The sequence below is a fragment of the Rhizobium sp. R339 genome, from assembly GCF_002211395.1.
Classification (GTDB): domain Bacteria; phylum Pseudomonadota; class Alphaproteobacteria; order Rhizobiales; family Rhizobiaceae; genus Rhizobium.
Genome location: NZ_LOKV01000012.1, coordinates 13,677 through 26,689 on the forward strand (window position 1 = coordinate 13,677; position 13,013 = coordinate 26,689).

Below are 13,013 nucleotides of genomic sequence, written 5' to 3' on the forward strand. Positions count from 1 at the left end.
TAGGATTAATCCGAAGATGATCATCGTTCCCGAAAGCGCCATAGGCGAACTCGTTTCGCTCGAAGATTGCGTCGATGCAGTCGAAAAGGTCTTCGTGTCCATGGCGGAGCGCTCGGCACATAACTTTCCTGTCGTCCGCGAAGCAATCGGCTACCAAGACGCGCTTTTCGGGTTCAAGTCGGGTTTCGACCGCGAGGGTTTGGCTCTTGGTCTCAAGGCTGGCGGGTTCTGGCCGAACAATGCCGACAAGGGGCTGACGAACCATCAGTCGACCGTTTTTCTGTTCGATCCGGAGACTGGTCGATGCCGGGCAATCGTTGGCGGCAATCTTCTGACGGCGCTTCGTACGGCTGCAGCGTCCGCCGTATCGATCAAGTATCTGGCGCGCAGGGACGCTAAGGTCTTGGGCATGGTTGGAGCGGGACATCAGGCGTCGTTCCAGCTACGCGCGGCCATGCAGCAACGACCATTCGAAAAGGTGGTTGCGTGGAACTATCATCCGGAAATGTTGGCCAAGCTTGCAGCGGTCGCCCAGGAACTGGCCGTCCCCTTCGAAGCAGTCGACCTTGACCGCCTGGGCGACGAGGCGGATGTGATCATCACGATCACGTCCTCATTCCAGCCAATTCTCAAGGCGCTGCAGATCAGGCCCGGTACCCATCTGGCGTGTATGGGCACAGACACGAAGGGCAAACAGGAGGTTGATGCTGCTCTCGTCGCGGAGGCAACGCTGTTTACCGATGAGATCGCCCAAGCGATATCGATCGGCGAATGCCAGCATGCTGTCGCGCAGGGTATGATCGCTCCCATTGATATCGTCGAGATCGGCGCAGTGATCAATGGACAACAGCCCGGACGAACCTCACCGGATCAGATTACGCTCTTCGACGGCACCGGGGTCGGCCTTCAGGATCTGGCAGTTGCGCAGGCGGCGGTCGGACTGGCGATCGCCAGGGGCACCGCCGTCGAGGTTGATTTTTAGGTGCCGTCAATGAAACGCCCTCCGCTTCGCGTTGCCATCAACGGGTTTGGTCGGATCGGAAGGACCCTTCTGCGTCAGGCAATGGACAGGGCCGATGTCGAGGTCGTGCTGATCAATGATATCGCGTCGCCGGAGCTTGCTGCTTATCTTTTCCAGTATGACAGCGTCTTCGGCCCTTGGCCCGGGTCTGCCGTCGTTGAAAACGATGTGCTGCACATCAACGGGCGCTCGATTCCGATGGCGCGCAGCGCCGACCTCGCCGAAGTCGACCTATGCGCGGTCGATGTTCTGTTCGAATGTACCGGTTCGGACGCCGCCGCCGCCAATGCACGCTGCTGCATTGATAAAGGGGTTGAGCAGGTTATCGTCTCCGGTCCGGCATCCTGGGTCGACGCGACATTGATACTCGGGGCGAACGCAGATTGCTTTTGCGGCGAGCGGATTGTTTCGAACGGCTCGTGCACCACGAATGCGCTTGCGCCGCTCCTGCGGCTTGTCGACGATCTCTTCGGCGTGATCGGGGCTCAGATGACGACGGTTCACTGTTATACCGGCAGCCAGCCAAGCGTGGATCAGCCACGTGGAGACTTCGCACGCAGCCGTGCCGCGGCATTATCCATGGTGCCGACGACGACCAGCGCACATCGTCTTTTGAAAGACGTGTTGCCACATCTTGCCGGACTGGTTGAGGCCCGCGCAATCCGCGTTCCGACGGCAAGCGTTTCGGCGATCGATCTGACCGTCGCCGTTCGTCACGGCCGGAGCGAGCGTGAGATGAGCGAAGATCTGAAAAGAGCGGCGACCTCATCAGCGATAATAGGATGGACCGACGAGCCGCTCGTCTCCGTCGACCTTCGCGCACGGCCGGAATCGCTCGTGCTTTGCGGCCGCGAAATTTCGCTCGCACGTGGCGGACTTCTGCGGCTCTTCGGTTGGTATGACAACGAATGGGCGTTTGCCGCGCGCATGCTCGACATGGCGTGCTATTTGCGAACGAAGCGCGAGGGAGCAGGCGATGCCGTTGCTTGAGGCGACTGCTCAACTGCCACGTTTACGGCGGACTCCGCGCTTGAGAAAACGGATCATCTTTGCCGAGGGACATGACCTCCGGGTCCTTCGCGCCGTTCAGGGTATTGTCGAAGGACAGTCTGCCGTCCCGATCGTTGTTGGCTTTGAGAAAGATGTTTGCAATAGGATTGCGGAAGCCGATATCGGCTTGAGGGTGGGTCACGATCTGGAGGTCGTGGAGCCGCATGACGAGTTCGAGTTTTTTGACCAGTGGCTGGCCTTCTCCTCGGCGCGGCAAATGAAGTGGAGCGTTCCCGACTTGCCCTTGTTCATCAGAGACAGTCGCAACACGGCCTCTGCTGCGCGACTTGTGGTTGGATCGCGCGCTGATTGTCTGATTTGCGGAACTTCTGGAGAGTTTCCCTGGCACTTCGTACAATTGAAGGAAATGCTGGCATCCCTGCAGCGGCAGACTGCAGGGACTCTCCACATGCTATTTGCCAACGAGCGGCTGCTTTGCCTCTCCGACATTATCGTCGACGAAGTGGCCAACCCCGCGCAGCTTGCGGAGGTCGCCGTAGCAGCAGCGCAGCATGTCTCAGCAATCGGTGAAAGGCCCAGGATTGCCCTGTGTCTCGACAGATGCGGGAAAGATAGTTTGTCCCAGGGTGACAGACTGCGCAAGGCGGCGCAGCTGGTAAAGGCAGCGGCCGCTGAGTTGGATGTTGATGCTCCTGTCGCCCTGGTGGATGCAATGAGTGCCGTGGACGGAAGCGGACGGGCAAAAAGAACGGACGTTCCGTACAACGTCCTCATTTTTTCCAGAGCCGGAATTGCCGCGACGGTACGAGATGTATTGCGGTCGAATTCGGATTGGAGCGAGGTCGGGCCGTTTTTGCTGGGAACAGCAAACCGTGCCCATATCGTCACGCCGGAGATTTCGTTCAAAACACTGATTGATATGGCTTCCTTCGCCGGAAGAAATCTCGACGGATCCAGCTCGTCCGTCGGATCAACAGGCAGAAATACGCATAACTTAGGGGAACGATGGTGACGACGAAGAATATTGACGCTGAGATTGAGGCTTGCGATTTGAAGGCGCATTATCGGCCGGTTGCGCTAAAGGCGGTGGTCGCTGCGCTTTGTATCCGCCCCAAAGTCGTCGATTGCGGTCCGCGCGCGAGCGAAGCCGATGGCTATGCGCCTCGCTTCCGCGATTATCCCGAATTCGACCGATGAATGCGTTACCGCGATCCGGAATCTTTTGGCAAACGGTATCATTCCAAAACGCTGGGCGAGGGTTTTATCGTGACGATAACGGACCGGATCAAGTTATCGAACTTGGGGGGCGGCTGGCGCCCAGCGTCGGTCGCCATGGGATCGGTAACTGCAAGATCATCGTCAAAGGCCTCAAGAGCCTGATGTACGGACTCTGCCGGCGCGGCCGATAGGCGCCACGTATGGCCGCACTTCAGCAAAGATGCGTCGAAGATGATCTCGGCGGAAATGCCGGGCCAAGCATAGGATGCTCAATGCCATGTTTTCGAGCAAACTGAGCGGTTATCAGCTCCCTTCGGCTGATTGTTTCGAGCGCCGGGAGCTTTTGGTGCCGTTTGACAGGAGATACTCGCCGGAATTCACGAGGAAATGTTCATTGTCGCGAATTCGGCGTTGTGCCGTCTCGCCTAATTTGCTGATGGTCAGTGCGGCAAGGATGTTGGCGATCGCTATCGCTCCGAGCGTGGATTCGGGGAATGCCCGGCCGGACGATTGCGCCACGAAATGCAGCGGTCCTGCAAATTTGCTGATAGGTGCGGCAAAACTGTCGGTGATGGCGATCACCTTTGCTCCTGAGAGGGAGGCCTTTTCAGTCAACCTGTGCACCAGCCGGTTGAACGGCGCGAAGGTGACCGCGACAAAGGCATCGCCGGGCCGGATATCGTCCAAAGCGCCCTCCGGAGCTCCTCCTGGGTTGTCCAGCAACACAATGTCCGGACGCGCTTTCTGGAGGGTGTAGGCGAGCGTATAGGCAGGTGTGAATGCCGTGCGCCTGCCGATGACGTAGACTTTCCGTGCACGGGCCAGCAAGTCCACGGCATTTTCAAGCCTTTCCTCCGACAAATGCGCTCTTGCCTGCTCGACGACAGATTGCTCTGTCGCAAAGAAAGAGTCGACGAAAGCCTTCAGTCCAGCACTTTTGCCCCTTTCGGCGATCAGCGTCCGCGCACTTGCCTCGTTGCGATGAATGGATTGACGATCCCGCTGCGGGCGTTCCGGTGTCGTATCGATAAACTGTTGGCGCAGATCACCATAGCCCGCCAAACCCAGCCTCTGAGCCAGCCTGACAAGATTTACCGGCTGAACATTCGCCCGTCGCGCGATCTCTCGCATCGAGTAATATGGAACTTCGTCGGCATTGTTGATGACGTAATGGGCCGCATCCACCATCTGCCCCGAGAGCTCGACGCATATTGTCTTAATTTGCTCGATCAACTCTGGCCTGGTCATACGTCCTCTCCGGAACAAAAAGACTTCGATTTGTCGAAGGTAGACATATTGTCCGCAAGGACAGCGGGTACGAATGGTTTCCAAATGGACCCAGATGCATTCCCAATATCGGCGCTCTCCGGTTTGCGTATCGAACCTAACATCGCTTGACCTAAGACACATAATCTAAGAACTACGCTGGACAAACTCTGTGATCGGCCCGAATGCTCTCGTCAAGCCGTTTGTCTATCCGAAGTGGGCCGCGCGCATAACGGACCGAACCGCGAATTGGCCGCGCCTGGTTGTTACCTCATCCACGAACTTCAATTCGCGAATTTCTCTATTGATCGAAACACCTTTCCTCTCGACACAGCCGCACACGGCAGATGGGGCGGCGTAGGTCGTGTGAACGAGTGGCATCTCTATACCTACTGCAGAGTGGCAGAGCGGAGAGATCGCAGATTCCTCTAACGGCGGGGTATTCAAGCTTTGCCCGAAAAGTGCATGTGCGCGGGCAGTCGCAATGGCCCGATTATTTCACGGCGCCACCCAGCGAAAACCCTGCTTTGAACTGACTGGCCATGCCCAAGAATAGGAGAACGACCGGCAGGGAGTAGATAATCGAAAATGCCGCGATCGCGCCATAGTCGATCGAGTTCGACCCCATGAAACCGAATAGGTGTACCGGCGCCGGCTGATCATCGAGACTGTTGATCAAAACCACCGGCATCAGGAAATTTCCCCATGCATTGACGAAGCCGAAAATCGCCGAGGAAGCAAGGCCCGGTTTGGTTAGCGGAAGGATCACTCTATAGAGAATCTGCAGGCTGCTTGCCTGTTCGAGAGTGGCCGCTTCCTCCAGCTCCGCCGGTATCGCGTCGATGAAGTTCTTCAGCTGGTAAATCTGAAAAGGAATGGCGGTCACTCCAAGCAAAATGCCAGTCGGGATGATGGATAGCCATCCCAGTGATGCAAACATCTTGTAAACAGGGACGATCAGGATCGAGATCGGCACTCCGGACAGAAACAACACTGTCAATAGAAGCGGGTTCTTGAAGGGAATGTTGTGCTTCGAGAATGCGTAGGCCGCTGTAAACGCTGCGGCGGTACCAATGACGGTGGCGACCGTCGATATGAGAAGACTGTTGCCGAGTGCAGCAAGGTTGTCTGCCTGTAAGGCAACCCAGTAATGCTCGGCGGTCAGTTCGGGGGCTCTCAACTGGTTTGTCGCACCCTGGTCCACCGACGCGAGTATCATCCACAACATGGGCAACGCGAAGAAAATTGCCAGTACGAGTGCGGTGGTATTGCTCACAACCCGGTCCGCAGTAATGCTTTTTGGCTTATTGAGCTTCAATCCCGATGGGGATCTGGAAGCATGCGCGGCTGTGAGTGTCTGCATTGCGAATAGCCTTCCAATGAGGTCTGAAACCCTGGCCAAAGAATTTCGAAACTAGCGGCGAGTCTTGGTGGCCCAAACGAACAGACCCCCGAGAAGTGCCGAGAGGAGCACCATGACATTTCCAAGAAGCGCGGCGTAACCAAGGTTGTGAAACTTGAAGCCCTGGAGATACGTATAGACGGGCAGAATATTCGTATCGTTACCGGGCCCCCCGCCCGTCATCAGATAAATCAGGGTGAAGTTGCCGAACGTCATCAGCATCATCAGCAGGGCGCAGGTGATAATGGTCGGCTTCAGCATGGGCAACGTTATCCGTCTCAATGTCTGCGCCGACGAGGCGCCTTCCAGTTGAGCAGCTTCCATCAGGTCGCCGGGTATGTTGCGAAGAGCAGCCGAAAACATCGTCATCGCAAGGCCCGCGAGTGACCATGCGTTAGCCGTCGAAACCACTGGCATCGCGTGCTGGTAGAGAAGATCAAGACGCATATTGCCGGCCAGCATGGCAATGAGACCTGACTGCGTGCTCGTCGCCATCCAAAGGAAAGCGATTGTCGTGGGAGGAAGTGTCCAGGCCAGGATCGCCGCGGCGCTACTGATCCATCTGATGGGCGCAAGACAGTCCTGCAATGCAAGGGCCAAAACAAGACCGAGCGCGGTCGTTGCGATTGCACCCGATCCAACCACGAATATTACAGTGAGCCAGAGGGATTTATAGAAGACCGCGTCGCCGAGAAGAAACGCGACGTTGCTCAGCCCGGTGAAGCGGTAGTTGACCGCATGGATTCCGATAAGCTGCAGATTGGTAAAGCCGAGATAGATCGCATAGATTACCGGCCCCAGGAAAAGCGTGCCAAGAAGGAGCGCCGCAGGAGAGAGCAAGGCAAAGCTGACTGGATCCACGCGAGGTTCATCCAGGCGTACGCGTGCGCTCGGCTGGCTAACCCTACTCCTTTCCGCCTTGGAGCCGGTCAGGATGACCGGCTCCTGGTTGGCGCTCAATGAGTGCTTTGAGGTCAAGGGAGAGTCTCCAAATTATCCTCGCCCACCTGAGTTGCCATGTAGGATCGGAGTATCTCGACGCCTTGATCGATCGTCGTCTCTGGCTTCAACACCATTGCTTGCGTAGCCTGTTGGAAAGCGTTGCCCCAGATTGGAAATTCCGGCTGGGAGGGCATGGCTCGCGAACTTGAAGCCAGGTCGGCGAAAGCCTTCTGGAAGGGTGGTCGACTGAGAGCAAGATAGCTCGCGTCGGTCGTCAGCCCAGTTGTGGGCGGAGCAACCGCCACCCAGGCTGCGATATTCAACATATTTTGCTTTTGCTGCATGATGTCGATTGCGGACCAAGCAAGTTCAGGATCGGACGGATTCTTGGACATCGAAAGGACGACGCCGTTGAAGCTTGCTCCTGTGCCGGGTGCCTGACCCTGTGAGGTCGGCACCTTGGCGAATCCGATCGTTTCTTCCTTGTCATCCCAGCAAGGAGCACAGATATCCTTGCTCCAGAAAATCGGGATCCAATTGCCGGTCAGCGTGATGCCGAATTTGTGACCGTGCAGAGCCTCCGCCGGATGAGTGGCGCCATTGGGATCCATGATTTGCGAGGTGGGTGCGAGGAGACCCTCAGCGGCAGCAGTCTTGTAGAAATCGAGAACTTCTCTGATGCCCTTGCTGTCGACCACCCATTTCTTGGTGGCTGGGTCATAGATCGTCGGGGTGCTGGATGCCGACAGCAGAAGGCCCGGTCCTGCCACTACGCCGAAGGTGCCTTGCGACGTGCCGGTTATGACATAGAGCGGGGAAGCATCGGGGGACGTTTTTTTGATCGCTCGTGCGGCATCAAGAATGTCGTTCCAGCTCTTTGGGCTCCAATCCTTCGGCAGCCCGGCCTTGTCGGTCAGAGTGCGGTCAAAGAGAATGCCGTAGGTATTGATACCTTGCGCGACGGAGTAGACCTGGCCGTCATACTTTCCCGCATCCTTCACGGCATCCGGGGTATCCTTCCACCACGCTGTGTCGGCGACCTTATCATCAATGGGCGAAAGCAGGTCGCTCCCGGCGAACTGACCGACATTGATGTCGAAATACTGGATCACATCAGGTTTGGTCTTGGGCGAGTTGTAAAGCAGGCTCAACTTGGTGATAAAGTCATCATAAGCGCCGGGAACTGGTATCAGTTCCATTGTATCGCCCGGATGCTTCTTCTCGAACTGAGCCTTAATATCGGCGAACCATTTTTGGGCAAGTTTGGGATCAGCGAAGGTCCAGTTCAGACTGAAGGCCACCTTCACATTTGCGGCGTGGGCGGCGTCGACACAAGCGCCGGAAAAAGCCGTTGTCGCCATCAGAGCCGCCAAGGCGTAGTTGCGCAATGCTCGTTTGATAGCCGTTCGATGGCCATTTGTCTGATCGGCGGCCTGATGATCCCTTCGGCAGGAAGCCAGTCCAATTCGGTGTATCAACATAAACTCTTCTCCCAGTTTGATTTGCGTTCCGTTTAGTTGTTGTTGGCCGGCCTGACCTTCAGGCTCGCTCCGGTTCCCGCATCGAAGAAATGCAGATCCGCAGGATCAAAGATCAAATCGACCGTGTCTCCGCGCTTTACGGGAGCAAAGCTCGGAAATTTGGAATTCACTTGTGTTCCCTCAACATCGACTACGACGAAGGTGTCGGATCCCGTTGTTTCCAGAGACGTCACGACGCCGGTGATCTTTTCGGTGCATCTCGACGGGGCATCTTTTACCCATTGAATTTCGTCTGGCCGGATCCCCAATTCGATTGTTTCCGACACTCGATCCCGGAGGAAATGACGTGCTTCCATGGAGAAGGTCGCGCCCAGGCAATGTATGTTCACGAGGCTTCCGTCATGGCTTACCCTGGCCGGCAGAATATTCATTCGCGGTGAACCGATGAACATGCCAACGACCTTGCTAGCCGGCGCGCGGTAAAGTTCCGCCGGCGTTGCAACCTGAAGAATGCGACCGTGATCGAACACCGCTATCCTGTGTCCCATGGTCATCGCTTCGACCTGATCATGCGTGACATACACTGCCGTGACGCCTAGCTGCCGCTGCAACTCCGCAATCTCGGTACGCATGTGCGTTCGCAGGCTGGCATCCAGATTTGAGAGAGGTTCGTCGAGAAGGAAAATGCGCGGCCGGCGGATCATTGAGCGAGCGAGAGCCACGCGTTGACGCTGTCCGCCGGAAAGCTCGCTCGGGAAGCGGTGCAGCAGCGCCTGAAGTCCGACAAGGTTGGCGACCCTATCGATGCCAGCGGCGATCTCGGATTTGTTTTCGTGACGGATTTGCGGACCGAATGCCAAATTCTGGCGAACGGTCATGTGCGGGTAGAGCGCATAGCTCTGGAACACCATCGAGATGTTTCGGCGTCCTGGCGGGGTTAGCGTGACATCCTCGTCTCCAAGCAAGATCTTACCGAATGTCGGGATTTCCAGACCCGCAAGCATGCGCAGCGTCGTTGTCTTTCCGCAACCGGAAGGCCCAACGAAGACCATGAACTCGCCATCCTTGATTTCAAGATCAAGCTCTTCGATGGCTGTATGCGCACCAAATTGCTTCCAGACATTGGCGAAAGTGACGGAAGTCATACGCTCTCCTTCAGAGGGTCGTCTTGCTGGTGAAACTGAATGAGCCGAAAGGCTACTTTTGGAGCGCTTGCGGATGCGTACCCAGCTCAATCGCCGAGTCCTCAGACCCAGCTTCTCTCGCCCTCAATCCCCTTTTATTGGGACGCAGTGAACAACATGATCCAATTCATTGTCAAGAGGATCATGTGATCCACGCTGACTTTTGTTTTCGGCTGCGCGGCCTCTGCGCGCGGCGCAGAGCGGTCGCGCTCTCGTTGCCTTGCGAGGAGGCGAGGCCCGTGACCCGTCCTTGCCGGAATAGAAAAGTCATTGGGATCAGATGATCCTATTGACATATATTTGGATCACGTGTTCATTGGATCTTAGTTTGTACAGCCTGAAGCGTAATGGTTTTCGGCACCGGCGAGGAAGCGAACCACGCGATCTGTCCAGCCTGCGCTGTGCGCAAGGGAGCCGCCAGGGCGCGCTCGGCACGCGGTTTCTTGCTGCCAAGCAATACGAGAAAGTCGAGAGGAAAAGACGATGAGTGAACCCAAGTTTCGAGTCCTCCACACAATGGTGCGGGTCAGAGACCTCGACAGGTCGATTGATTTCTACACGCGACTCTTGGGAATGAAGTTGCTGCGCAAGTTGGATTATCCCGAAGGCAAGTTCTCACTCGCATTCGTGGGTTATGGTCCGGAAGAATCTCACGCAGTCATCGAGCTAACCTACAATTGGGATCAGCAAACCGCATACGATCTCGGTACTGGCTACGGGCACATCGCACTCGGCGTCAGGAATATCTACGGCATTTGCGATGAGTTGGCGGCAAACGGAGCGCGGATTCCTCGACCGGCAGGACCAATGAAACACGGCTCAACCGTGATCGCCTTTATCGAGGATCCCGATGGGTACAAGATCGAACTCATCGACCTCGACACCATGAGCTGAAGCTTGCCAAAAGCCCAGGCCAATCTCGAGCGGTCGTATGGGAACCATCGACATCCGTTGAGACATGCAACCGGCCGCGCCCACCGAATTCATGGCAACATGCGGAGACAGATAAGATGAACATGGCAGACGAGACGGGGATTATCCTGGTCGCTCCCCATCGCTTCCCGAACGTGAACAGGGAACGTGCACTAGCCGCACGCTTCGGCAGAGAGATCGTGGTTGCCGAGGATCAGGCATCATTCCGCAGTCGGATGCCCGATGCTGAGGTTGTGATGGTCACACCTTACGCCAAGATGTCGGCGGAGGAGTTCGGGATGTTGCAGCGTTGCAAGGCAGTCGTGCGCTATGGCGTCGGATACGACAACATTGATGTCGCGGCTGCGAACGAAGCCGGCGTGCCTGTGACCATTGTTCCCGATACGGCGTCCGAAGAAGTTGCCTCACATGCATTGGCGATGGGATTGAGCCTAGCGCGGCGCATCCCGCACGGTCAGGAAGCAATCCGTGCGGGGGAGTGGGCCGGAGTGATCGGTTTGGATACGCCCAAGCTCTCGAACCTTCAGGTTGGCGTAGTAGGAATGGGCCGCATCGGGAAGCTAGTCGCGAAATGGTGGAGCGCTATCGGCGCGAAGGTCCACGCCTTTGACCCGATATCTACTTTTTCAGACGTCCCCGCGGCTAACCTGAAGCAGGTGCTTGAGGAGTCGGATGTCGTCTCGCTTCACTTGCCTCTCACCGCGGACACCCGCCACCTCATTTCGGCCGATGTATTGGGGCGCATGCGTCGCAATGCGGTAATCATAAACGTTTCGCGTGGAGGCCTGATCGATGAGGAAGCACTCGCTGCTGCTCTTCGCGCGGGAACGATCGCCGGCGCAGGGCTTGACACGTTCGCACAGGAACCTCTGGCGGGAGGACATCCATTGCGCGACGCGCCGAATACGATATTCACCCCTCATGTTGCCTGGCGTTCCACCACGTCATTGGATGCATTGCAGGAGCAAGCCGTGGAAAGGGCGCGGCGCGCGCTCCAGGGAGAGGCCCTTCCGGATCTTGTGACGGGGTGATGGTCTTGCCGCTACATGTCGACAGCATGCTTTTGAAGTTGCCGGCGGAGGTGGTGACCAGAGATCAGGATATCATCTCCTCATATCTCACGGATTTTCGTCGACAATACGTCGGAGCTACAGCCGCCCTGTTGCGTCCACGCAATACGGCTGAAGTTCAGGCGATTATCCGTGCCTGTGCTGAGCACAAGATCGGCGTTGTAGCCCAAGGCGGCAACACGAGCTATTGCACGGCGGCAACGCCAAGCGCCGATGGGCAGGAATTGCTCGTGAGTCTGGAGAGAATGAACAAGGTCCGGGAGCTCGATCCTAAAAATCTCTCCGTCACCGCAGATGCAGGCGTGATATTGAGCGATCTGCAGCAAGCCGCCGATGCTGCTGGTCTCTTGTTGCCCCTTGCTTTGGGTTCACAGCAATCCTGCCGCATTGGCGGCAATCTCTCGACCAATGCCGGCGGCATCAACGTCATCCGATACGGCATGGCTCGCGACTTGGTGCTCGGGCTTGAAGCGGTGTTGCCGGATGGCTCTCTGTTTAGCGAATTGAACCCGCTCCGGAAAAACAATTCCGGCTATGACGTGAAGCAGCTTTTCATTGGCGCTGAAGGAACGCTCGGGATTATCACAGGTGTTTCCCTGAAACTGGTGAGGAAGCCGCGTCAGACGATTACTGCTTTTCTGGCCGTGCGCGACATTGCCTCGCTGGCCACCATTCTCGATGCCGCCCAGACACAGAGTGGAGAGGCGATTACATCATTTGAATATATTTCCGGCACGTCCTTGCAACTGCTCCTCAATGCTGACGACCGCCTTCGGAATCCGCTCGAGCACGAAAGTGCACATTACGTCATTCTCGAAGCCGCGACCGCCTCGCCAATTTTGAACCTCGAAGAATGTATAAGCGCGCTGCTTGCCGAGCTCTTCGAGTCCGGCCTGATCAGCGATGGCACAATTGCCGCAAGCGAGCTGCAACGGGCAGGCCTTTGGCATTTGCGCGAAAACATTCCTGAGGCCGAGATCTATCATGGCGGATCGGTCAAACACGATATTGCCGTGCGGACGTCTCGCCTTGCAGAATTCATCGAATCGGCGTGCCAACTGGTTCACAGCTATCGGAGAGGTTCCATTCTATCAGTCTATGGCCATGTCGGCGACGGCAACGTGCACTTCAACATCGTTCCTCCTGAGGGGACAGATAAGGCAATTTTCAAACGCGGCGTGGAGGAGGATATTTCTCCGGAAATTTACAGGCTGGCGTTCGAAATGGGAGGGACGTTCAGCGCGGAATATGGGATAGGGCGCACCAAGCTCAACCTGCTTCAGCGCTATGGCGCTGACGGAAAGATTGCCTTGATGAAGCGGATAAAAACGGCGATCGATCCGCACAACCTGCTCAACCCTGGAAAAGTAATTCCCTGATTTCAAACGTTCACACAGAGGCGTTGCAATCAGCTAACGCCATTTTCCACCTGCTGCTGAATGGATGAAACGGAAGTCGCAAGCCATGCGGTTCAGCGTTTTGTCA

12 protein-coding genes are annotated in these 13,013 nt (G+C 56.6%); 7 read left to right on the forward strand and 5 right to left on the reverse strand.

Annotation, left to right across the window (positions count from 1 at the left end):
• Positions 1 to 16: 16 nt before the first annotated feature.
• Genes bhcD through ATY76_RS14370 form a run of 4 tightly spaced genes read left to right on the forward strand, consistent with a single transcriptional unit; the run spans position 17 to position 3,229 of the window.
• Positions 17 to 982 carry an iminosuccinate reductase BhcD gene (gene bhcD, locus ATY76_RS14355; protein ID WP_088675421.1) on the forward strand — a complete coding sequence of 322 codons (966 nt, stop codon included), beginning with the start codon at positions 17 to 19 and terminating at the stop codon, positions 980 to 982.
• Positions 983 to 991: 9 nt separating this feature from the next.
• Positions 992 to 2,011 (forward strand): glyceraldehyde 3-phosphate dehydrogenase NAD-binding domain-containing protein, encoded by a 1,020-nt coding sequence (locus tag ATY76_RS14360; RefSeq protein ID WP_088675422.1) that lies wholly within the window; start codon positions 992 to 994, stop codon positions 2,009 to 2,011.
• Positions 1,998 to 3,044 carry a phosphate acyltransferase gene (locus ATY76_RS14365; RefSeq protein ID WP_190233657.1) on the forward strand — a complete coding sequence of 349 codons (1,047 nt, stop codon included), beginning with the start codon at positions 1,998 to 2,000 and terminating at the stop codon, positions 3,042 to 3,044. The genes ATY76_RS14360 and ATY76_RS14365 overlap by 14 nt, the downstream gene beginning before the upstream one ends.
• Positions 3,038 to 3,229, forward strand: a complete 192-nt coding sequence (locus tag ATY76_RS14370) for a hypothetical protein (RefSeq protein ID WP_088675424.1) — start codon at positions 3,038 to 3,040, stop codon at positions 3,227 to 3,229. Before ATY76_RS14365 ends, ATY76_RS14370 begins: the two co-directional genes overlap by 7 nt.
• A 324-nt stretch (positions 3,230 to 3,553) precedes the next feature.
• On the opposite strand, the gene ATY76_RS14375 is transcribed toward ATY76_RS14370, so the two are convergent.
• The 5 genes from ATY76_RS14375 to ATY76_RS14395 form a co-directional block, all read right to left on the reverse strand.
• A complete protein-coding gene (locus tag ATY76_RS14375; RefSeq protein WP_088675425.1) occupies positions 3,554 to 4,498 on the reverse strand; it encodes a MurR/RpiR family transcriptional regulator in 945 nt (314 codons plus the stop codon).
• 511 nt (positions 4,499 to 5,009) lie between these two features.
• Positions 5,010 to 5,879 (reverse strand): carbohydrate ABC transporter permease, encoded by an 870-nt coding sequence (locus ATY76_RS14380; RefSeq protein WP_088675426.1) that lies wholly within the window; start codon positions 5,877 to 5,879, stop codon positions 5,010 to 5,012.
• 51 nt (positions 5,880 to 5,930) lie between these two features.
• Positions 5,931 to 6,896 (reverse strand): sugar ABC transporter permease, encoded by a 966-nt coding sequence (locus tag ATY76_RS14385; protein ID WP_088675427.1) that lies wholly within the window; start codon positions 6,894 to 6,896, stop codon positions 5,931 to 5,933.
• Entirely contained in the window at positions 6,893 to 8,341 is a 1,449-nt protein-coding gene (locus ATY76_RS14390; protein ID WP_088675428.1) for an extracellular solute-binding protein, read from the reverse strand. Before ATY76_RS14390 ends, ATY76_RS14385 begins: the two co-directional genes overlap by 4 nt.
• Before the next feature lie 32 nt (positions 8,342 to 8,373).
• The gene (locus tag ATY76_RS14395; RefSeq protein WP_088675429.1) at positions 8,374 to 9,486 is read right to left on the reverse strand and encodes an ABC transporter ATP-binding protein; all 1,113 of its coding nucleotides are present in this window, start codon (positions 9,484 to 9,486) and stop codon (positions 8,374 to 8,376) included.
• 522 nt (positions 9,487 to 10,008) lie between these two features.
• On the opposite strand from ATY76_RS14395, the gene gloA reads away from it, so the two are divergent.
• The 3 genes from gloA (at position 10,009) to ATY76_RS14410 (ending at position 12,907) form a co-directional block, all read left to right on the forward strand.
• Positions 10,009 to 10,419, forward strand: coding sequence for a lactoylglutathione lyase (gloA, locus tag ATY76_RS14400; protein WP_088675430.1), 411 nt, complete (start codon positions 10,009 to 10,011; stop codon positions 10,417 to 10,419).
• 116 nt (positions 10,420 to 10,535) lie between these two features.
• Positions 10,536 to 11,489, forward strand: a complete 954-nt coding sequence (locus ATY76_RS14405; protein ID WP_088675431.1) for a C-terminal binding protein — start codon at positions 10,536 to 10,538, stop codon at positions 11,487 to 11,489.
• Positions 11,489 to 12,907 carry an FAD-binding oxidoreductase gene (locus tag ATY76_RS14410; RefSeq protein ID WP_088675432.1) on the forward strand — a complete coding sequence of 473 codons (1,419 nt, stop codon included), beginning with the start codon at positions 11,489 to 11,491 and terminating at the stop codon, positions 12,905 to 12,907. Before ATY76_RS14405 ends, ATY76_RS14410 begins: the two co-directional genes overlap by 1 nt.
• Positions 12,908 to 13,013: the final 106 nt, after the last annotated feature.